This window comes from Sporosarcina sp. Y1004 (assembly GCF_057669665.1).
Genome location: NZ_JBYHFQ010000007.1, coordinates 1 through 21,572 on the forward strand (window position 1 = coordinate 1; position 21,572 = coordinate 21,572).

The window sequence follows — 21,572 nt, forward strand, 5'->3', positions numbered from 1 at the left end:
TTTTTCTGTGTAGTTATGGAATTGACCAGGTACGTTGTTTACAGATCCACCGTGGCCAACAATTGCACCCGCGTAAAATTCAAAGTCTTCAATTGCTTGTGAAATCTGCCCTTTAGCAGCTGCAAGTGATTTACCTGTATTCAAAATTTCAAGTTCCACAAGCTCATTAAAGCGTGAGCCCATAATTGCTGCAATTTTGTTGAGTACACGTGCACGACGTCCTGAAGGCGTTATTTTCCATTTTCCATTATCAAATGAATCTCTGGCAGCTTGAACAGCTCTTTCAGCATCTTCTTGTGTTGCTTTTGCTACTTCCGCAAGAAGTTCACCCGTCGCAGGATTGTAAATTTTTGTGCGTTCGCCATTGCTACTTTCGACTTGTTCACCGTTAATGAAAAGTTTGTAAAAGTCACGTTTCATTGATTCTTGCTCTATTTTTCCTTCTGAAATTGTCGTCAATGGTTTTTCCTCCTATAGCCCTGTGAAAACAGGTTTATGTTTTCCCATAAATGCCGCAACACCTTCACGGTGATTGTTCGTTAATCCACCTAACCGCTGCCCTTGTGCTTCATGCATTAGTTCCAGACTAATTGGATTGTCATTAGTCATTTCATCAATGTAAGCTCCTGCCGAAAATGCGCGTCCTTTTCCAGTCAACACGATGACGCGGACACTATCATTTCGGTCAAACTTTCCCATAGCAATGACTAGCTCATTAACCATTTTTCGATTCATTGAATTTAACTGGCGCGGGCGATTTAATTCAACCTCCACAATACTTCCCCTTAATGTAGATTCAATGAATTCAAAACTGTTCATTACTCACCTTCACCAATCATTAATGTTACTAGATCTCCCGCAAATTCCATAAAGTCTTTGCCAGATGCTTTCCCTTCTGGAGAGCGTAATCCTTGTTGTAATGCTTCAAAATCGTCATACATCATTTCACAAGTGAGGTAGTATTTATATTCTCCTTCCATTGGTAGCCCCGTTATTTTTGTAACTTTCATTTCACGTAGTCCACGAATTTTTGCCGTTAGCGGTGAGTGCATTAAAATAATGTTCATCAAAATCCTCTTTGTTTTCAGGGTGGTTGTATAATGGGAATAGCTTAGCCATTTTTCTTCTCATCATTTTACATTAATGTCGATACCGGTTTCATTGCCTCAAATACGTTTTTACAGCTTTTGCAGTACAATATACTTCTGCAAGCTGTCGGTCCAAAAATGTTTTCTATCGTTACATATTCAGAACCACAATATGCGCAATTCACATGCCATGAACCATCTTCCTCGAAATAGAGGGGCGGAGGGGCGATTCCAAACTTCCGCAAATTCACATGTCCTTGTTCCGTTATGCGGTCTGAAGTCCACGGTGGATGAAAAACGAATTCGACTTCAACACTCTCCACTCCCGGCAGTTCCTTTACAGCATTTACCGTATTTGTCTTAATAAATTCTAACGCTGGACATCCTAAAAAAGTCGGTAATAGAGAGATTCTAACGTTTCCCCCTTCAATAGTAACTTCACTTACCATACCAAGATCAATAATACTCACTGAATCAATTTCCGGGTCTTTAACATTCATTAGTACTTCAAAAACTTGTTGGGTTGAAAGATTAATAGAAGCAGTCATACTATTCACCTCTTTCTATTTGGAGCCAGTAAACTAAATTGGTAATGAAATGCTGAGTTCGGTGTTCGCATGCTAAAAACTTCATATTCTTGATAAAACGTTTTTTCATCATTCATTTTACTGACTCCTTCCATTATTCAACGACTGCACTTAATGCATCACGTACCCATGCATTATTCTCATAAGAAGTACGGCGTAAATTCAGTCGTTCCTTTGACCGAGGGCCTTCATTTCGAATGATTTTCTTGAATTCATTCCAGTCTGGTTGCTTATACGTCCATATTTTACTATTTGCATCGTAGTGTATTGACTCATCCGGAATTATCAAACCGAGGGATAAAATTCGAGGGATATATTTATCAAAAAAGTTTTGCCTAAACTCCTCATTTGTTTTCGTCCGAATTTTGTATTTTATAGTCAAATCTTGTTTAGATGAACCCGTTGTTTCTTTGCTCGCGGGTCCAAAGAACATTAACAGCGATTCCCACCAATAATTGAGTGAATCCTGAATTATAGCTTTCTGATAATCTGTACCTTCCGCAAGTGCCATAATAATCGATTCACCATGCTGTGCGTGAAACACTTCCTCTGCGCAAATACGCTGTAATGCTCTGCCATAAGGTCCATAAGAAGCCCTAAGCATATTTGTTTGAGTAATGATTGCTGCTCCGTCAACAAGCCAACCGATAATTCCGGCATCTGCCCAGGTAGTTGTTTTCATGTGAAATACATTATGGAATTTCAAATCTCCATTGAATAAATCCTGCATTAAATCTCCACGATTCTTGTCATATGGCTTGAGTAAGTCTTCCGTAACTCGGAGAAGCAACTGACCATGTCCCATTTCGTCCTGCACCTTTGCCATAATGCCTAATTTTCGTGATAGGGACGGAGCTTTTGGTACCCATTCTTTCTCAGGGAGAGCCCCCATAATTTCGCTCATTCCATGCATCGATATCAATTTAATCAATGTTTCACGATATTCTTCGGGCATCCAATCGTCTGCTTCGATTTTATCTCCTGCTTCAATTCTTCGCATGAAATGGGCATGTTTTTCTTCCAAACTATACATTTCCATCATCTCTAACCCCCTCCTGTAAGGTATGTGTTTTAGTCACTTTATATAACAAAACAGTAACGTATATATTCGTGCCCGTTATGTCTAATCACATAAAGGCCCTTTATATCCGCATACATTTCCTACATTGAATTTCCACAAAATCACTATCTACCGCTTAAATTTTTATCAATTCTATAATGAAATTGATTTCAAACGACACTCTGCCTTAGAGTAATAAATATAGATTAATAGCCTTCAGTTCATAAGTCAATATTAATTACTGAAAGTTGTAAACATTAAGACATAAATTTAGTCACAGTGGCTATGTATACATTTAGTCAGGACAATAAAAAGAGCTGTCTTTAAGTCTTCTTTCGACTAAAGACAACTCTTCTTATTGTTAATTTAAGATATCGTGCATATAATCCTAAAAATAGAATCTAGTTATTTTCTGCGTAGTGCAGATTGCCAAAGGATGAAATTACAGCTACCATTAACTAGACTTGAGGTGCTCCTGTTCATACAGACAATTTAACAGGTCACTCACAGCTACTTCGCCTGCATGAATCCATCTGTTTTTATTGATGATTTTCCCGTCTTTATCAATCGGTTCCTGAAATTGACTAAACCCAGTAGCATCTAGTAATGAACTTCCATCGCTATCTAGACCGACATGGACGACATGTTTGATTACGTAAGGTGTTTCGAACTTGATAGAAGCATCAAATTGATCAAGTTCGCCTTGCGTAACAACAAATGGAATTCGGATATAGATGGTTTCACCGCCTTCGCTACATAAAATGTAGTCAAAACTACCTTTATGGTAATCCCAGTTCCCGCCCAAATGGTAACCAAGCTCCCGTACACATTCGTTTACAAGCCCAAAAGAGGCACTTTGCCCCTCAAGCTCAGTTTGTAATTTCAACATATTTTTTCCTCCTTCTACTTCGTTCTTGTAACAGCATTCACATGATATGAAGGAAAAATACGTTAATGGCTACAATGTAAACATTTGGATGCCTTTCAATTCTTTCTAAATGCTTATTTTGATTTTTACCGATAAGAATGATTCTAGTCAATTAATTTATTTAAAGAGCAATGTCTCTCCCCTATTCTTCATTGGGAAAGGCATTGCTCAATTAGGAAATCTGAATAGTACTTCTGTGTTAAGTGTTCTACATGCAGTCTATTCTATTTAGTTCTTTTCGGTCCTGTGATACTCAGCCAGTTGAATAACTCTAACATCTGTCGTATTTAACTCATGATATATTCCTCTACTATCTTGGAATGTAATATATTGATCTCGTTCGCTTTGAATTAATTTTTCTGCTTTTTCTTGGGACTCCATATGGATAAATCTTCTGATGTAATGCTCTTCGCAAAAAAAGTATGTCACTTTGAATTCTTTCAAGTTAGTCATCTCCTGTAACACCATCTCCTTGAACATGTACCGGAACCCTTTCATTCATATTTGATATTCATTCTCCCACTTTCAATACCCACATATACCTATTCGAATGTATAGGGAAAAATATTATTATACTTTCAAAGGATTTTTTCAAAAATCGACTGTAAAGATATTTGCCAATCGTTCAAACGTGCATGCTTTTTCTATATTAAGCACTATTCTTCGAATTCCCGTACCAGTATGCGGCTCCTATGAACAAAGCTCCACCGATTACATTTCCTATTGACACGGGTACTAAGTTTGCCGCCAACCCTACCAACGAAACCGTTTCAGGATGAGGTATCATCAACGAAATAGATAACAAGGTCATGTTTGCTACACTATGTTCGAAACCTGAAGTGATAAAGGCAAATAAGCACCAAAAAATGACTATCAGTTTTGCGGTTTCATCTTTTAATTTATATGCGCACCACACAGCCAAACAGACAAGTATATTACAAAGAATACCGCGAACGAGTAACTCCATGAAAGGTAAGCTCATTTTGTCACTCGCTGCCATATTAATAAAGTGGGCCGTACTATCGGTGGCCAAGCCTGAATAGAAAAATAGTGCAGCAATGAGAATTGAGCCAGCGAAGTTGCCTATATAGCTAAATATCCACACTTGTATTGTTTCAGTCCAAGTTGTTTTTTTGGTCAAAGTGCCAATGGTCATTATCATGTTATTACTTGTAAACAGGTCGGCTCCCGCCATTAAAACCAAGCTTAATGCGATTCCAAATGAAACTCCCATAATAATTTTCGTTCCTGGAAAATCTACTGGCGCTAGTAACCCACCGATTGTAAAAATCAAAATGATTCCAAATCCAACAAATACTCCAGCCAACATTGTCATAGTTAAATATCTACTTTTGCTCGTATGTAATTGACTTACTTTTGATACGGCTGTATCACCTAAAACAGCGATTGTTGATTTCATTTCAATTCCCTCCCGTATATCCTAACCCCAAACGATGGATATCTAACAATCTCTTAGGACTTAATTTTGTAACTCACATTGCCTGTCGTGAATAAACTGCTATCTAACTAGCCCCTTAATCGACTACGATTGTATTCACATCCCTCGATTTCTCACCTCTTGAATACTTAATATCTCCGCTACATCTGTGACAAGCTGTTGGAATTATTACTAGTAGGATTCCTTTATTAATAACAAAACGAATACAGTTCCCACTCTTATTGTATACCAGTGTCCTTCATTCGTATAATAAGGAAGAATAGATTAGGTCCATCTATTAAGGAGTATTTCCTACCCTGTGTTAGGATAAATGTCAAATACATCTCTTTTGCAATCCCATTAAATTGTTGGCTGAAAAATTACGATTAGATTCGTGATAAATACCCATAAATATCACCTGCATGGGGTAGACTTTTATTGTATTTAAGAAATAAATATATAGAAGTACTGAGGTAGGAGGAATGACCATTAATATTTTAATCGAATGGATTTACAGAACACCTAAAGGTGCGGAAAAAATTTTTCGTTCTGAAGAAATGCCGGCAGCACAAGCAATGCTATTTGCAGAAGACATTGAGCGAATTGGGCGAGCCAAAAGCGTAGTATTCATTGACCGGTTTGACAGCATGTGGACGGTGAAAGAGATGAAGGGCTATTTGAAAGGAATCGAAACTGAACCCCATAACGTTAAGGTCTATTTCGATGGAGGCTTCGATCGGACAACGAGCAGTTCAGGTATGGGCTGTGTCATTTATTATGAACAAAGTGGAAAATCATACAGGCTCCGTCGTAATGCTCCTTCCGCCGAACTCATGTCGAATAACGAAGCTGAATATGCCGCACTCCACTTATGCCTGCAAGAGCTAGAACTGTTAAATGTCCATCATCTACCGGTTCGGTTCATCGGTGACTCACAAGTAGTCATCAACCAACTGACTGGAGAATGGCCGGCACTCGAAAAGGTTCTGTCGGGCTGGGCAGACCGTATTGAGCAGAAGATGAAAGACCTTGGTATCCAGCCAGAGTACGAACTGGTGCAACGAAAATTGAATTCAGAAGCCGATCGACTGGCGACACAGGCGCTAAATGGAGTCTCTATTACAGCGACAAGTGAGGTTACAGGATAGGTCTATTTTCGGTCATTGACTTAACGAAAATTTTAGATAAGCAATCGGTTTTCCATAAATTTATTACACTAATCCCTAACACAGATTCATTCATTTGAAGTCAAAAAAACACTCTATTTCCATATTTCCTGGAAATAGAGTGTTTAATTAATGTTCATGCTTGCCGATGCAACGCTCACATTCATAGAGTACTGATTCATGCATCTCAACGATTTCATTTCCACATTCTGTACACTGCTTTTCAGTATTACTTTTGATTTTCTCCATAATAGATCTCCTCCATTTTTTATTGTTGTACTAACCGTGTTGTGAAACAGTTAGTTTTATTATTTACTACTATATAACAGGGGTTTATTTTTGTCTTCACTTTCTGACAAAACGTCTTATTAGAGGATGAAAGGCAATATAAGGCGACGAACAGGGATTGTTTTTAGGACTGAAAAAATAACTCTTCTGTTAACTATCTAGTTTGTTTCTCCTTTCAATCGTTTTACTTCTATTCGCCAGGAAAAAAACTCACCTCTCCTGCCTTTCACACACACTTTCAAAATAAAGAGACAACTAAATTTTACAAATAGTTTTTGTCGATTTGGGAACGCTATCTCATGAAGGTTTCTATAAAGAAGGAGGAAGTCGATTGTCCAAAGTCAATCCCAAACCGAACGATTCAGCCGACAATGAAGACAGGTTAAAGAAAACAATCAGTAACCTAGAAGCTGCAGAAGCCGCTATGGAATTCGCCGAAGGGAAAGAACTCGCTACAATCCAGGAAAAAAATGCGCGACGCAAGGAAAGCATTGAAGGCCTACAAAATGAAGTAATCGAAGAAGACAAATCAAGAATTAACGGTTATCTATAACAGCACTGCTGATTCGAGGTATTGATAATCAGTAAAAACGAGTCCATTCAATTATTTCATCATTGAATGGGCTTGTTTTTTCAATATATACCCGACATCATTTCTGCTTCGGTTACAAATGTCATCCTTTCATGCCCTGTTATTTTTCAATTTCTTTCTTCAAACTTTTCCTTCGTATTCCGTAAACGATAGCCAACAAAAGAGGAAATATAATTCCAACGACCAATGATAGCGATTTCCCCGTAGTGTTATCCCACTCTTGTTTATAGACAATATCAGGATAAACCACGAGAGAAAGAACGGTGGCAATTAAACCGAGTGGCATTACTAAAGGTCGATAATCTTTTAAATTTAAGATTTGTGCAATTGCTAAAACAGTAGCGTAAAAATAAAGGATTGCCTTAAAATAGAGTGAGGTTATCCATAGTAAAGCCATTAACACTTCAAGTCGCTCTATGAAATTTCCGATATTTATTCTTTTGGCCAATTCATAGCTTGGATAAATTTCATCCGCCACTTTTTCTGCTCCTAATACCGAAATACTCAAAAATGTAATGACAATGATGATAAGTCCGCCAATTAAATTTCCAATGAGAAAGGATTTTTTTGCTTGTTTCACCTTACTTACAAATGCAGGGAAAATCATTAATAAAACAATCGCATTTCCTGAGGACAACAAGACAATCAGAAAGGAGGATTCAATCATCGTTTTAGGTTCTGTCTCAAATACAGGCTTTATATTGTCAAGCTGGATGTCGGGTACAATTAAAACCGTAAAGATGATAAAGGCGATAAAGAAAATGGCACCAAAGATTTCCGCAGAACGGGCGATGGTCTCTATCCCAAGATATACGCCCATTATCAAAATGCCAACCATCAGAATACTGAGGGCAGACATCGGCGTTTTCGGCATAATTTGGGTGTTCAAAAAATTCCCTGATTGAGATAAAAGAGTTGAAGTATAAATAAGTGACATGATTACAATTAAAACTGAAACGGCTTTACCGATCCATTTCCCATATACCTTTTCATTGATTTGAACATAAGTGAGGTGAGGAAACCAAAGTGCTATAGTGGTGAAAAACCATATAACCAATAACCCGATACCCGTACCAATTATAGCCGTAATCCAAGCATCTTGGTTCGTTTTTCCAGCTAAAACAGATGGAACTTCTACGATGCTCGTACCGATGGAAAAAAAGATGACTAGCACTAAAAACTGTTTAGAATTAATTTTTTCATTTTGCATCATATCATATCTTCACCTCACAGACCTCTCTAATTCGCCTGACGAAAGAGTGTATCATTTAACGGTTTAAGAATGAAAGTTACTAAGTCCAGTGGATTTGGAATGGGTTTTCCTAATGCTTGGAAAACCCCTAAACTTGCACCAATAAAAAGGAAGAGTAAAAAGACAACTAATTCTTTTTTATATTTCTTTTGTATAAGAGAAGGAACTTCAATACGTAAGATAACAGCAACTATCAACAGGATTCCAACAATTTTCATCATACTTCGTTAATCCTTTACATGATTTAAGAATGAATTTCTTGTCGTACCCGTACGGCGTAACTTCAAATCAACGTCGACGTTCACGACCAGGTCCGTAAATTTTTCATCCCACTGATTTTTAATCTTTTTCCATGTTTTTGGATTTGATCGATGAATGGCTGTCCCAAATCCAAAAATATCTACTTTATATTGTTTTTGAGCCGTTTCAATTGTCTGATTAATGGTTTCCTTCAATTGTCCTTCATAACTTTTTTCTAACGCAGCGATTGATTTTGTTTCTGTCAGATTGATTTGACACTCTACTGCACCTACATTTCCCTCTACCTGAATCGTAATCCCCACTTGAGGCTCCCCTTTTTTCACAGTACCTTTCATTTCAGTTTTAAACCGCATAACCTCTATAGAAGCTTTCCCTCCTTGAGGGCAAGATACAGATGTTACTGTTGATTTAACGGAGTTGGTAATATCGTTATACCCCTTACTCTCGTTTTCAGTTAACCATCCGATTAGTTTATCATTTTTAAAGACTGCTAAATCATCATATAGAATTCGGGCAGCAGGCGTAATCGATTCAGCGTTCTGTTTACTTGAACCTATTTCTTGGTCTCCAAACACCTGGATTCCCGTTAAAACTGCATGCTTTCCTTTACTGATTAGATCCTCTAAAAACTCATCTAATGTAACCCCTTTCGTCGCCGCCCAGTTTTCCTCAGACGTTTTAAGCGTATTATACATTCTATTTGCAGGTATGTTTTCCATGGTTGTAGTGACATTTAGTATTTCTGCAGCAGTCCTATCCTTCGCAACAACAATATAGAAGTCTGATCGGAATTCCCAATCCCTTGACAGTATATCCAAGGTTTCACCTACACCTTCTTTCGCTAATTCTTCACCAACCACAAGCATCCGAAGGTGTCCGGGATATATTTTTCGGGGCAAGTCAATTGTCATTTTTCGTAAAGCTTCGTATACTGTTTCACCGTCTGCTTGGAACAAAGTTACCGTTGAACGACCGGAACTTTGTTTCATGGCTACTTCTGACGGTACAACTACTTGAGCTGTAACCCTGAATTTATCATCTACTTTATCGATTCCGAGTGCTGATGCAATCGCAATCTCATTTAATTCACTCCTGTCCCAACACCCCGCGAGGATAAGGCTAAGAATTAGAAGCACGAAAATATGTTTTTTCATCGTTAAAACTCCTTCTTACTCCTCATTTTTTGGCGGCGTTGGTTTTGCAGAGGTTGAATTTTGTTGTCTAACTAAATTTTGTCGATTGATTAAGCGAGGTCGGGTAATCATTTTCCATCTAGGTAATCGAATAAATGTGTCCTTTTGATCGGAAATATTAAATGGACCCAATGGAGACATGTAGGGGATGCCAAAAGAACGCAAACTACATAAATGCAGTACAAGGGCAATTAAGCCCACCATTATTCCAAATAACCCGAAGGAAGCAGCTAATCCCATAAAAGCAAAACGCAGTAAACGTACAGCAATCGCTATATCATAAGTGGGAGAAACGAAGCTTGCGATTGCAGTTATTGAAACAATGATTACCATTGCAGCAGAAATTACACCAGCTTCGACAGCTGCCGTTCCTATGACGAATGCACCTACAATGGACATGGCAGATCCAATCGATCGAGGCATTCTTACGCCCGCTTCACGTAAAATTTCAAAGGTCAATTCCATTAGCAATGCTTCAAAAAATGCGGGAAATGGAACTCCTTCTCGTTGGGCCGCTAAACTAATTAGCAGTGCAGGCGGTAGCATGGCCTGATGAAAAGTTGTGATTGCTATAAACAACGCCGGTGCCAGCATAGAAATGCCAAAAGCAACAAAACGAAGGAGTCGAATAAAACTCGCAATATCCGCACGTTGATAATAATCCTCAGTAGCCTGAAAAAATTGTATGAACAATGCTGGAACAATCAGTACAAAAGGCGTTCCATCTACCAAGATGGCTATTCTTCCTTCTAATAATGCAGCTGCTACTGCATCTGGACGTTCCGTATTGTAAATAGTGGGAAAAGGTGAAAACGGCGCATCCTCAATTAATTCTTCGATATTTCCACTATCAAGAATTCCGTCAATATCTATATTATCTAAACGCGAATGGACTTCTTTCACTATTTTTTCATCTACAACACCGTTTATGTACATTATTGCAACATTCGTTTTCGTCCGTGTTCCAATCACCTTGGACTCCATCCAAAGGTTGGGATCTTTAAGTTTCCGACGAACCAAGGCCGTGTTTACACGTAAATTTTCGGAAAATCCTTCGCGAGGACCTCTTACTACAGTTTGTGCCACAGGTTCCGTTACCCCACGCTCAATCCAAAACTTATTTGAAATGACCAACCCTTGTGCATGGCCATCGATTAGTATGATTGTGTCCCCCGACAAAAGACCGCCATAAAGCACTTCAAAAGTTGTAAAATCTTTAATTTCTCCTACTGTTACTAAAAAATCTTTTAGAATGCTAATCATACTTTGTCCGGTTGCCAAATTTTCCTTTAATTCAATCTCTTTACTATCCAACATAAGCTTTTCTAAAATAAATTCTTGTAACGAAGTTGTATTAGTTAACCCATCTGTGTATATAATGCCCGCGTTTATGCTTCCTTCTTTCCCAATTCGAATTTCCCGAAAGACAATATCCGTACTCTTACCAAGCATATCTTTTATGATTTGTAAATTTTCTTGAAGACTAGCTTTCAAACCATCTGTTTGAGTTGAATCCACCGTTTTATTTGGTGAGGGCTCCGCAGTATTTGATTTATTTGTTTTTTTCTTTTTAAAAAACCGCATACGCTCTCTCCCTCGTTTACTAGTCATGAATACAACTAAATCTATTTACTGTAAGTCACAATATTCGCCGAGACATGCCCCTTTTATAGTATTCAGCATGGGCTATTTCACTATTTTCCATACGTTTGTTATGCCTTGATGCCAATAGCCGGTCCTGTTTCCAAAAAAATACACCACTTTCAGAATGGAGATCTGAAAGTGGTGTATTTTTATTTCTGATTAATTAACTACAAAATATCTAGCATCTGGATGAGCGAATACCATTGCTGAAACCGAAGCTTCCGGTTCCATCATGAATTCTTCTGTTAGTTCTACGCCAATATCCTCGGGTTTTATCAAACCAAATAGCTTAGCTTGATCATCTAGATTTGGACAAGCCGGATAACCGAAGGAGAAACGTTGCCCTTGGTATTTGGCAGCGAAACGATCTCGCATTGTAAAGTCCGTTGCATCTGAAAAACCCCACTGATCTCGAATTTCTTGGTGAATCCGTTCAGCATACCCTTCTGCTAGTTCAAGGGCAGTCGCCTGGAATGCATGGCTTTCTAAGAACTTTCCTTGTTCTTTTAGTCTAGTCGCTTCCGCACGCACGCCATGACCTGCCGTAACTTGCATGAACGCAACATAGTCCATCTCCCCACTATCCACTGTTCTTAAGTAATCTGCTAGACATAGGAAAGGTTCTGCAGATTGGCGTGGGAATGTGAAGCGTTCGATCTCTGTTTTAGCGTCTGCAGGATCATAAATAATTACATCATCTCCATCTGATTGCGCAGGGAAAAATTGATACATGCCCCGAGGTTTTAATAGATCCGATCGTAAGTAGCCAGTTACTAGTTCGTGGAGCCCACTTGCACGCTCATCTCCTCGTTCGATTAATTTATCATTATATCCTTTTAGACCCAAATGATGGCCAATCAATGTGCGCATATTTACATAAGGATGAAGGTGAGCAACTGAATAATCTTTCATCACATGACGACGAAGATCTTTCGGTATGTAAACTTGTACATCTTCTCGAACCGTTTTCACAGGCCTCTCCAAAACAGCAACCGCCTGTTTAGATGCACGAGTTGCCTCGGATATAATACGCTTCTCTGCTGAAATAACAAGTTCCTCTAACAAAAGCTCTTTATCTTCCTCATTTTGTAATCGATTCGCTAGGTCAAGTCCTTGCATCGCATCTTTTGCATATAACACGGGCCCATCATATTCAGCTGAAATCTTCGTTTCCGTGAAACGACGAGACAGCGCTGCTCCACCTACTAGTATCGGTACATCGATACCCGCTTCTTTGAAATCTTGCGCTGTAATAACCATTTGATGTGCGGATTTAACGAGTAAGCCAGACAAACCTATCATATCTGGCTTTTCTTTACGAATGACTTCAATCAGTGTAGCGGGTGTCACCTTAATACCGACATCGATCACTTTGTAGCCGTTGTTACTCAGTATGATCTCAACCAAGTTTTTCCCAATATCATGAACGTCGCCTTTGACAGTGGCAAGTACGATTTTCCCCTTACCAGAATCATCTTCTTTTTTCTCCATGAAACCTTCTAAGTAGCCTACTGAAGCTTTCATAACGCCTGCACTTTGAAGTACTTCAGCAACAATGAGCTTATTTTCATTGAACAACCGACCTACCTCGGCCATCCCTTTCATCAGTGGTCCGTTGATAATATCAAGCGGGGTATCATACATTTGAAGGGCTGCTTCCAAGTCAGGGATAAGCCCTTCTTTTGTTCCTTCAATAATATAATAAGCCAGACGATCAGGAACCGTTTTAGGAATATCATCTTCTGTTTTTTCTTTTTTCTTACCACGGTAAAAATCTGTGAAATCAGCGAGTGTTTGATCCGTTGTTGTGAATAAAAGCTCGTTCGCCATAGCAATTTCCTGATCAGGAATAGAAGCAAATCGTTCTAGTTTCTCAGTATTCACAATCGCATAATCAAGACCTGCTTGTGTACAGTGGTATAAATAAACGGCATTCAATACTTCACGTCCAACCGGCGGAAGTCCAAACGATACATTACTTACACCTAGTGTCGTTAAACATCTGGGCATTTTTTCTTTTATCAAACGAATACCTTCTATTGACTCTACTGCAGCACCAATATATTGTTGATCCCCTGTTCCTACTGGGAATACGAGCGGATCGAAAATAATATCTTCCGGCGCTAACCCCCACTTATTCACAAGTAAATCATATGAACGCTCTGCGATTGCAAGCTTTCGTTCGCGTGTAACGCCCATTCCAATTTCATCGATCGTCCCTACTACTACAGCTGCACCATACTTTTTCACAAGAGGCATCACGGCATCAAATCGTTCTTCTCCGTCTTCTAGGTTGATGGAATTAATAATTGTTTTACCTTGTGAATACTTTAACGCTTCTTCAATCACCTTTTCGTCAGTTGAGTCAATAACGAGAGGGACCTTCACTTTTTTCACAACTTCCTTCATGAATTGTGCCATGTCCTCCAACTCATCGCGATCCGGGTTCGCAAGACAAATGTCAATGACATGTGCCCCACTTTTTACTTGAGCGCGTGCAATTTCAGATGCTTCTTCAAACTTTCCTTCTATAATAAGTCGTTTAAATTTCCGGGAACCAATGACATTTGTACGTTCTCCGATTAATAAAGGACGCATCGATTCATCATATTGTAGCGGCTCAATTCCAGCTATAACGTGACCATGACTTTCATCCACCGGTTTACGTGGAGCCAAATCTTTTACAGCTTCTCGCAAAGCTTTAATATGAGCAGGAGTCGTTCCACAACATCCACCTACCAAGTTTAACCAACCCTTTTCTGCAAAGCCTCTTAGCTTTTGAGAAAGTGATTCTGGTGACTCATGGTAATGTCCTTCTTCATCGGGTAATCCTGCATTGGGATAACAACTGACATAGCCGTCAGATATCTCTGATAGTGAACGGATATGATCTCGCATGAATTCAGGACCCGTTGCACAGTTTAAGCCTACAGAAAGTGGTTTCACATGCTCAATGGAAATATAGAAAGCTTCTATGCTTTGTCCGGCTAGCGTCGTACCCATTGGTTCAATTGTTCCTGAAATCATGATGGGAAGTTCTATTCCAGTCACTTCAAACGCCTCTTTAATACCAAGTGTAGCAGCCTTTACGTTCAGCATATCTTGACTTGTTTCTAGCAATATCAAGTCACTTCCACCGTCAATCAATGCCTTCGCTTGGATATAAAAGTCATGTTTCAGCTCATCAAATGTAATGCCACCTGTTACAGAAAGTGTTTTTGTCGTCGGTCCAATTGCTCCTGCTACAAATCGAGGCCATTCATTTGTCGAGAATTCTGCAGTACATTTTTTTGCAAATTGGGCTGCACGATAGTTAATCTCATGCGCTTGGTCTCCTAAATTATAATCATTCAATACAACTGGCGTGCCACCAAACGTATTCGTAGAAATAATATCAGCACCTGCTTCTAAATATCCACGGTGTATGTTTTCAATAACTTCTGGATTTACGATATTTAAATATTCATTACATCCATCATATTCTTCCCCGCCGAATTCTTCCGGAGAAAGGTCCGCATTTTGAATCATCGTTCCCATTGCACCATCAATAATTAATATCCTTTTTTGAAGTTCTTTCTCAAGTAAACTCTTAGACATAACTGTGATCTCTCTCTTTCTGTGCATCTATTTCTTTAATATAATGAATCAATTCAAGTGACGTATCATATCTGAGGAAAGGCGTGATAATGTAAATTCCATTAAATAATTCTGCCGCTGTATCTATGAGTTCCTTCGCTATTTGAATACCTTCTGCAGTCGCCCTGTTTTTGTCATCTCCACACGCACGCATTCTTTCAAGTGCATCTTCTGAGAGCTTAATTCCAGGTACCTCGTTATGCAGAAATTCCGAACTTCTGATGCTAGTGAGTGGCATAATACCGATGAAAATGGGTGTAGGTAAATGCTTTGTCTGCTCGTAAATTTCTATGATTTTTTCTTTTGTAAATACAGGTTGTGAGATAAAATAATCTGCGCCTGATTCAATCTTCTTCTCCAAGCGTTTTACTGCACGATCCAGTACACGGACATTCGGATTAAACGCTGCAGCAACAGAGAAATTCGCTTTCTTGCGAAGAGGTTTACCTGAGAATGAAATGCCCTCATTCAACTGTTTAATTAGTTGAATGAATTCCATACTTGACACATCATATACACTTGAAGCTCCTGGGAAATCGCCTATTTTCGTAGGATCACCGGTTATCGCCAATACTTCATGCAATCCAAGTGCATCCAGTCCCATTAAGTGAGATTGGAGCCCGATTAGATTGCGGTCCCGACATGTAATATGAACAAGCGGGCTAATCTGGTGCTCCAGTTTCAACATCGAACCCATCGCCAAATTGCTAATGCGCGGAGAGGCTAATGAATTATCAGCCATAGTGAGAGAGTCTATGCCTGCTTCGTTTAACGCCTTAGCACCTTCAATGAATCCAGTTATATCTAAATGACGTGGCGTATCCAACTCCACAATTATTGTTCTTTCTGTCTTCACTTTCACATGAAGCGGCTTTGTTTTTTGCGGTTCTGCCTCTCGAATTACAATCGGCTTTCTTGGAGTCACTATTTTTTCCGAGATGGGCGCTAGATTTCCAATGTATTTTTTCGCAGCCTCAATGTGCTTTGTCGTCGTTCCACAGCATCCACCAATTAAGCGCACGCCCTCTTCCCGGAGTCGCAATGCAGCTCTCCCGAAATAATCAGCTTCTGATTCGTAGACAATCCGTCCATCCTCAACATCCATTAAACTTGCGTTTGGAGAAGCGGAAAGAAATGCTTTTTCAGGAAGTGTTACTTGTTCGAAAGCTTGAATCGTATGATGTGGCCCCAATCGGCAATTGACTCCTACTATGTCCGCACCCAGTGCTTCAAGCTGATGAAACGCTTCGTTAAGTTGCATTCCATTTTGCAAAATGCCTGGATCATGCATTGATACTTGGGCAATAATTGGCGTATTTGTTAGTTTGCGTAAATGCTTAACAGTAGCAACAAGTTCTTCAAAATCATAATAGGTTTCTAGGAGTAAACCGTCCGGATCCCCTGCCAATAAGTGATTGGCTTGCTGATCAATCATTTTTATTATTTCTTCAACCGTCGCATCACTTTTACGAATCCCACGGATACCGCCTATCGTACCAAGTACAAACTGTCCGCCTGGTGCAGCAGCTCTTTTTGCAATTTGAATTGCTGCTTCATTAATTTCTTTTACTTGATTTTCTAAACCATAACGCTCCAGCTTAAGAAGATTGGCTCCATATGTGTTGGTCTGAATAATATCTGACCCAGCCGTAATATAATCTAAGTGAATTTTCTCCACAATCTCCGGTTTCTGTAGATTCAGTTCTTCGTTACAGTACTCAATCCCATATGAATAGAGCAGCGTCCCCATAGCCCCATCCGCAATTAATATCTTTGTCTGCAGTTCTTCCAGTAAGCCCATTCCACCCAATCCCCCTTTAATACAAAAAAAGCCTTCCATGAAAAGAAGACTTAACGATTTAAAATTCGTTCTTCTTCATCTCTCAGGACATTTCTCTCCTGCTGGAATTAGCACCTGACCATATTATGGCTGGTTGCTGAAGCGTCATTGGGCCAGTCCCTCGACTTCTCTCGATAAGAATTTAATATTCAGTTTTACTAACTATGATTATCCTATCGTTATAACTCGTATCAGTCAAGGACTTTTTCGTAAAATGCGAATATTCTTTTCCTTATTATTTTTATTTTTCAGATTTCGAAAAAATAAAAGCTGCTAACACAATAATATAATCATGTTAGCAGCTTTTACTCGTATTATATTATTGTATAGAGTGTTTTGTTAACCATTCTTCAATCAACGGAAACGTATTGTTAATGGCTCTTCTACCAGCAACCACTGAGACATGACCAGTATCCGTCAGATGGAAAGTCTTATCTCTACTTGAGATTTTAGCGTTTAGTGGTTCTACTTGGTTAGGAGAAGCGATGACATCATGCTTTCCGGCAATATTTAATACATTTGCCGTAATTTTGCTTAACTCCACTTTCTGTCCTCTAATATAGAGTTCATCATTAATTAATTTATTCTCTTGATAAAACTCACCAATCCATTGCCTATAGGCTTCACCTGGAAACGGAATTCCGTCATTCAGCCATTTCTGCATCAACTTCCAATTGTTAACGAATTCCTCATTATCCGCGCGATCCGCCAGACTGATATAAGGACCATAAAAATTGGCTATCGGATTTAACAGCTTGTTGCCAAAATCAATCATATCATGAGGAATCAAACCAAGTGTGTCAACTAGTTTATTCAAGTTAAAATGACGTTTGTCTAACCAGCTCGTATATAAACCTGCATCCGAAAAATCAAATGGGCTCGTCATGAAGATTAAATTACGAATTGGCAGTGTAGGATGTAGTGCCGTAAAAATAGAAGTCATCGTCCCACCCATACAATAACCAAGCAAACTGATTTCCTTGGCATCCGACGTTTTCAATACTTTCTTAACAGCGCGCGGAATATAATCTAAGATATAATCATCTAATTTCATATATCGATCTTCATAACCCGCAGTACCCCAATCCAGTAAATAAACGTCGTGGCCTTTGTTTGTAAGATGTTCGATTAGACTATTGCCAGGTGTTAAATCCAATATATAAGGTTTATTGATCAATGCATAAACCATTAATATAGGGACGCTATTCGTTTTCTTGACTGTTGATTGATAGCGATATAGTTTCGCTTTATTCTTTGTCCAGATAACTTCTTTAGGTGTTTGACCGACTTTTGGTTCAGGCTCATTTGTCAGTACCGACGTCATCCGTTGAATTCGTTCAAAACCTACCTTCAAATCATCAGGCATTGTATCCATCCATTTGTCAGCATCTTTTATACTAGAATAACCCATTTTTTTCCTCCTATCAAAATTCAATCATTTATAAGGGCTTCCTTGCAGAAGACCCTTTCCACAAGTAAAAAATGGTAGGTTATTACATGTATAATCCGCCATTCACATTGATTGTTTGCCCCGTAATATACTTAGCCTGTGTAAGGAACAATACAGCTTCTGCAATTTCTTCCGTTTGGCCCAAACGTTGCATTGGAATTTTTGCAATAATACCCTCTTTTACATTTTCAGGCATTTCTCCAACCATTTCCGTTTCGATAAATCCAGGACAAACAGCATTGACAGTAATTCCACTTCTAGCTGTTTCTAATGCCAGTGATTTCGTTAAACCAATCAATCCCGCTTTTGATGCCGCATAGTTTGATTGACCGAATCCGCCAGCCTGTCCGATGATTGAGCTTATGTTAATGATTCGTCCAGACTTTTGCTCCAGCATATGATTAATTACTTCCGATGTTGTATAGAAAACACTGTTTAGATTGACATTGATTACCTCATTCCATTCCTCATTAGAAAGTTTACGGAATGTACGGTCTCTTGTAATACCTGCATTATTCACGAGAATGTCAATCTTCCCAAAACGATTGATAACTTCAGCCATGAAATTCTTTACATCGTCCGCTTTAGATACGTCAGACTGAATTGCACAAGAAATTCCACCTTGTTCTTCAATTTCCTTTACAACTGCTTCTGCACTATCAATTCTAGATTGGTAATTAATCGCAACAGATGCACCATTTTCAGCTAATACTTTAGCGATTGTAGCACCAATTCCGCGTGAACCCCCAGTTACTACTACCACTTTCCCCGCAAGTGGTTTGCCAATCGTACTTTTTTCAGTTACTTCGTTTATTTGTATAGTCATATTCCCACACACTTCCCATCACTCTATTTTTTACCCCTTAAATTGAACAAATCTACTATTACTTTTTCAACTCTTTCGGTGCGACCACCGTTTTTTCTTTCTCTATACCTTCAAGCACCTCAAGAACTTTATCCAGTTTTCTCTCCAAGTTTAGGACAGACCTTCTTAACTGACTAATTTCTTTTGTCGCATCTAATTTACCTAATTCTTCTTCGAATTTATCTTCAAGATTGTCAACTTTGCCTTCTAAATTAATGACGAGAGATGCAACATCCGCAAGTTCTGCTCGCGTAGGCATATTCATTTGTTTCAAATAAGACTCAGTCGCCTCATTTGAATACTCCTGAAATTGCAGGTAGTAGTTTAGGGTCTCTCCCATTCCTTCAGAGAAAGATTCCTTCTTCAACGATTCTTGGATTGCTTCGTTCCAGTTCGCCTCTGTTTGTTCGTAAATGTTTTTCCACATTTTAAACGGATCTAGTGGCAATGTTTGTGACAATAAACTTCATCTCCTTTTAAGTAATAAGCTCAGCAAGTACCAACTGACCCCCTGTACATAATTATACTGATTGACGATTTTTAAATGAATAATCAGAAAGGGCTATCTATTCTCACTTCTACTCGGTTATTCAACACAATTCGACATATAACGCGATAAGATAGGGTTTTATCACGTTCTTACAAAATGAAAGTTAAGCTCCGTTTCACTTCTTGACGACTTTACCAATGTATGAGTGTTGGCTCATACATATGCGTAAGACAATAATTTAGTTGAGATTTTTTTACTTCTATACAATAAACCAGAAATAACCAGTGAATATCTTAATCATACACTGGGCACTACGTGTATAAGCTTTTTTGGATCACTTTGGACTTAACGACTTCTAAATTATTTTCGAGCACTTCCGCTCTATATAGAAGCTAATCTACTTGTTTCTTTCAGAGCAACTGTATTTTCACTAGAATATTGGAGGAATGCGACAGACGATTAATTACAACAGACTTATCCCTCCGTTAAAGTGTCGTGATTAATTCGCCGAAAGCGGGCCGGAAATAGTACAGTGGAAATTGCATTCTTCAATCCCTACTCACCAACGTTTTATATTAGTAAACGTTTAATTCAACAGATGTAACATTCTTTACGTACTCGATTTTATATTTTTCCAATATTCATGTTTGACAAAATAAACATATAGGTGTAAATTACATCTATAGACATTTACTGTGATTGGAGGTGATAAACGGTGGATTCAAATCAGGGGACATCCAAGAATGACAAAACTACCAATTTAGGAACTCCAAAAAACTTCCTAATTCCAATCATGCTATTACATCTACGCGATTGGAATTCACATGGCTATGAATTGATGCAAAAGATTACGCAATTCGGGTTCGATTCAGTTGATCAAGGGAACCTTTATCGGATTCTACGACAACTTGAAAAAGATGAGATGGTCACATCAGTTTGGGATACGACATCCGGTGGACCAGCAAAACGTATTTATTCGATTACAGCAGCCGGTGAGCAATATTTAGAGGTTTGGGCAGGTTCGCTTGGGCATTACCAAAAAATGCTAGATCAGTTTTTCACTTTATACAATCCATTTTTCACTCCTTTCATGTCGCCTTCGAAAGACACAGATAAGGAGAATTAAAAGAGGGTCCAATGCACATTCGTTGCATGCAACCATATAGGGTTCTATGTTTCACGTTTATACTAAAAAGGGGGAATTATTTATGACGAAGAAATTAACAGAAGCTCAAAATTCACTTGTTGCGGTAAATTCACTTAACGAGGTACAATCACCTAATGCTATCGATTCTATCTGGAATGGCTGGTTGAATAGTTTTAAAACACTTCAAGGATTCCAAACTGAAATTGATGAAAAGTCATTACAGGCAATCGATAGTCAAAAAGAAGTGTTAAATTCTACACGCGGAACACTGAGCAAGCTAGAAGAAGAGGCTAATAAGATAACTGCAGAAGTAAAAGAAAGTTTGCAAAATACTTTAAAAACGATTGAGATAAATCAAGTCGGATCACCTGTTTCCACTTGGATAAACCAAATTGAGGAGATTAACAATTCGGTTCAAGCTCTTTCTTGGAACCCTAGCAAGATCATGTTGGACTTTGTTTCGAAATCTCAAGACCAGTTGGAATCTAATGTGAAAGAAGCATTGAAGCAACAACAACAAGTGCGTTCTGAAGCATTGAAAACAGTTGAGAAATTAACTGAGCAAATAAAAGAATCGCAAAAAGGACTCCTACCATCTATTTAATATCCAAAAATTTGAACTACCTGCAACTGAAATTCAGGTTTAC

At 38.7% G+C, this 21,572-nt stretch carries 21 protein-coding genes, 2 pseudogenes and 1 riboswitch; of the genes and pseudogenes, 4 read left to right on the forward strand and 19 right to left on the reverse strand.

Annotated features, from left to right (window positions below):
* From AC25Y6_RS06830 to AC25Y6_RS06870, 9 genes and pseudogenes are all read right to left on the reverse strand, one after another.
* A partial coding sequence (locus tag AC25Y6_RS06830; protein WP_488142554.1) for an aldehyde dehydrogenase family protein occupies positions 1-420 on the reverse strand: 420 nt, incomplete at its 3' end.
* A 51-nt stretch (positions 421-471) separates the two neighbouring features.
* Entirely contained in the window at positions 472-819 is a 348-nt protein-coding gene (locus tag AC25Y6_RS06835) for an enoyl-CoA hydratase/isomerase family protein (RefSeq protein WP_488142451.1), read from the reverse strand.
* Positions 819-1,119 (reverse strand): annotated as a pseudogene (locus tag AC25Y6_RS06840) (EthD family reductase). Before AC25Y6_RS06840 ends, AC25Y6_RS06835 begins: the two are co-directional and overlap by 1 nt.
* Positions 1,120-1,135: 16 nt before the next feature.
* Entirely contained in the window at positions 1,136-1,636 is a 501-nt protein-coding gene (paaD, locus tag AC25Y6_RS06845) for a 1,2-phenylacetyl-CoA epoxidase subunit PaaD (RefSeq protein WP_488142452.1), read from the reverse strand.
* A gap of 17 nt (positions 1,637-1,653) precedes the next feature.
* A pseudogene (locus tag AC25Y6_RS06850) lies at positions 1,654-1,752 on the reverse strand (1,2-phenylacetyl-CoA epoxidase subunit PaaB); the annotation flags it as partial.
* Positions 1,753-1,769: 17 nt separating this feature from the next.
* Positions 1,770-2,717 (reverse strand): 1,2-phenylacetyl-CoA epoxidase subunit PaaA, encoded by a 948-nt coding sequence (paaA, locus tag AC25Y6_RS06855; protein WP_488142453.1) that lies wholly within the window; start codon positions 2,715-2,717, stop codon positions 1,770-1,772.
* Between the two features lie 472 nt (positions 2,718-3,189).
* Positions 3,190-3,624, reverse strand: coding sequence for a YugN family protein (locus tag AC25Y6_RS06860; RefSeq protein WP_482101961.1), 435 nt, complete (start codon positions 3,622-3,624; stop codon positions 3,190-3,192).
* A gap of 267 nt (positions 3,625-3,891) precedes the next feature.
* Positions 3,892-4,116, reverse strand: a complete 225-nt coding sequence (locus AC25Y6_RS06865; RefSeq protein ID WP_488142555.1) for a hypothetical protein — start codon at positions 4,114-4,116, stop codon at positions 3,892-3,894.
* 196 nt (positions 4,117-4,312) lie between these two features.
* Positions 4,313-5,083: a formate/nitrite transporter family protein gene (locus tag AC25Y6_RS06870; RefSeq protein WP_488142454.1), complete on the reverse strand. Its 771-nt coding sequence runs from the start codon at positions 5,081-5,083 to the stop codon at positions 4,313-4,315.
* A 506-nt stretch (positions 5,084-5,589) separates the two neighbouring features.
* On the opposite strand from AC25Y6_RS06870, the gene AC25Y6_RS06875 reads away from it, so the two are divergent.
* Positions 5,590-6,249 (forward strand): ribonuclease H family protein, encoded by a 660-nt coding sequence (locus AC25Y6_RS06875; RefSeq protein WP_488142556.1) that lies wholly within the window; start codon positions 5,590-5,592, stop codon positions 6,247-6,249.
* 147 nt (positions 6,250-6,396) lie between these two features.
* On the opposite strand, the gene yhfH is transcribed toward AC25Y6_RS06875, so the two are convergent.
* Entirely contained in the window at positions 6,397-6,516 is a 120-nt protein-coding gene (gene yhfH / locus AC25Y6_RS06880; protein ID WP_488142455.1) for a protein YhfH, read from the reverse strand.
* A gap of 370 nt (positions 6,517-6,886) precedes the next feature.
* Here yhfH and AC25Y6_RS06885 point away from each other — a divergent pair, with 370 nt between their 5' ends.
* Positions 6,887-7,108: a small, acid-soluble spore protein tlp gene (locus AC25Y6_RS06885; protein ID WP_488142456.1), complete on the forward strand. Its 222-nt coding sequence runs from the start codon at positions 6,887-6,889 to the stop codon at positions 7,106-7,108.
* Between the two features lie 139 nt (positions 7,109-7,247).
* Here AC25Y6_RS06885 and AC25Y6_RS06890 read toward each other — a convergent pair whose 3' ends face one another.
* From AC25Y6_RS06890 to AC25Y6_RS06930, 9 genes are all read right to left on the reverse strand, one after another.
* Positions 7,248-8,360, reverse strand: coding sequence for a GerAB/ArcD/ProY family transporter (locus AC25Y6_RS06890; RefSeq protein ID WP_488142457.1), 1,113 nt, complete (start codon positions 8,358-8,360; stop codon positions 7,248-7,250).
* Positions 8,361-8,386: 26 nt separating this feature from the next.
* Complete coding sequence (locus tag AC25Y6_RS06895; RefSeq protein ID WP_488140226.1) at positions 8,387-8,620, reverse strand: hypothetical protein; 234 nt, start codon at positions 8,618-8,620, stop codon at positions 8,387-8,389.
* A gap of 6 nt (positions 8,621-8,626) precedes the next feature.
* Positions 8,627-9,814, reverse strand: coding sequence for a Ger(x)C family spore germination protein (locus AC25Y6_RS06900; RefSeq protein WP_488142458.1), 1,188 nt, complete (start codon positions 9,812-9,814; stop codon positions 8,627-8,629).
* A gap of 15 nt (positions 9,815-9,829) precedes the next feature.
* Positions 9,830-11,437 carry a spore germination protein gene (locus tag AC25Y6_RS06905; protein WP_488142557.1) on the reverse strand — a complete coding sequence of 536 codons (1,608 nt, stop codon included), beginning with the start codon at positions 11,435-11,437 and terminating at the stop codon, positions 9,830-9,832.
* 219 nt (positions 11,438-11,656) lie between these two features.
* Positions 11,657-15,094: a methionine synthase gene (gene metH, locus AC25Y6_RS06910; protein WP_488142459.1), complete on the reverse strand. Its 3,438-nt coding sequence runs from the start codon at positions 15,092-15,094 to the stop codon at positions 11,657-11,659.
* Positions 15,087-16,934 (reverse strand): bifunctional homocysteine S-methyltransferase/methylenetetrahydrofolate reductase, encoded by a 1,848-nt coding sequence (locus tag AC25Y6_RS06915; RefSeq protein WP_488142558.1) that lies wholly within the window; start codon positions 16,932-16,934, stop codon positions 15,087-15,089. The genes metH and AC25Y6_RS06915 overlap by 8 nt, the downstream gene beginning before the upstream one ends.
* A gap of 72 nt (positions 16,935-17,006) precedes the next feature.
* Positions 17,007-17,114: riboswitch (SAM riboswitch) on the reverse strand.
* 178 nt (positions 17,115-17,292) lie between these two features.
* Positions 17,293-18,384: a class III poly(R)-hydroxyalkanoic acid synthase subunit PhaC gene (gene phaC, locus AC25Y6_RS06920; RefSeq protein WP_482101969.1), complete on the reverse strand. Its 1,092-nt coding sequence runs from the start codon at positions 18,382-18,384 to the stop codon at positions 17,293-17,295.
* 82 nt (positions 18,385-18,466) lie between these two features.
* The gene (gene fabG / locus AC25Y6_RS06925; protein ID WP_482101970.1) at positions 18,467-19,249 is read right to left on the reverse strand and encodes a 3-oxoacyl-[acyl-carrier-protein] reductase; all 783 of its coding nucleotides are present in this window, start codon (positions 19,247-19,249) and stop codon (positions 18,467-18,469) included.
* A gap of 58 nt (positions 19,250-19,307) precedes the next feature.
* Positions 19,308-19,748 carry a polyhydroxyalkanoate biosynthesis repressor PhaR gene (locus tag AC25Y6_RS06930; RefSeq protein WP_482101971.1) on the reverse strand — a complete coding sequence of 147 codons (441 nt, stop codon included), beginning with the start codon at positions 19,746-19,748 and terminating at the stop codon, positions 19,308-19,310.
* A gap of 745 nt (positions 19,749-20,493) precedes the next feature.
* Between AC25Y6_RS06930 and phaQ the strand changes: the two genes are divergently transcribed.
* Together phaQ and AC25Y6_RS06940 are read left to right on the forward strand one after the other, a co-directional pair.
* On the forward strand, positions 20,494-20,904 hold the full coding sequence (gene phaQ, locus AC25Y6_RS06935; protein ID WP_482101972.1) for a poly-beta-hydroxybutyrate-responsive repressor: 411 nt from the start codon (positions 20,494-20,496) through the stop codon (positions 20,902-20,904).
* Between the two features lie 82 nt (positions 20,905-20,986).
* Positions 20,987-21,529, forward strand: coding sequence for a hypothetical protein (locus tag AC25Y6_RS06940; RefSeq protein ID WP_482104513.1), 543 nt, complete (start codon positions 20,987-20,989; stop codon positions 21,527-21,529).
* Positions 21,530-21,572 lie beyond the last annotated feature (43 nt).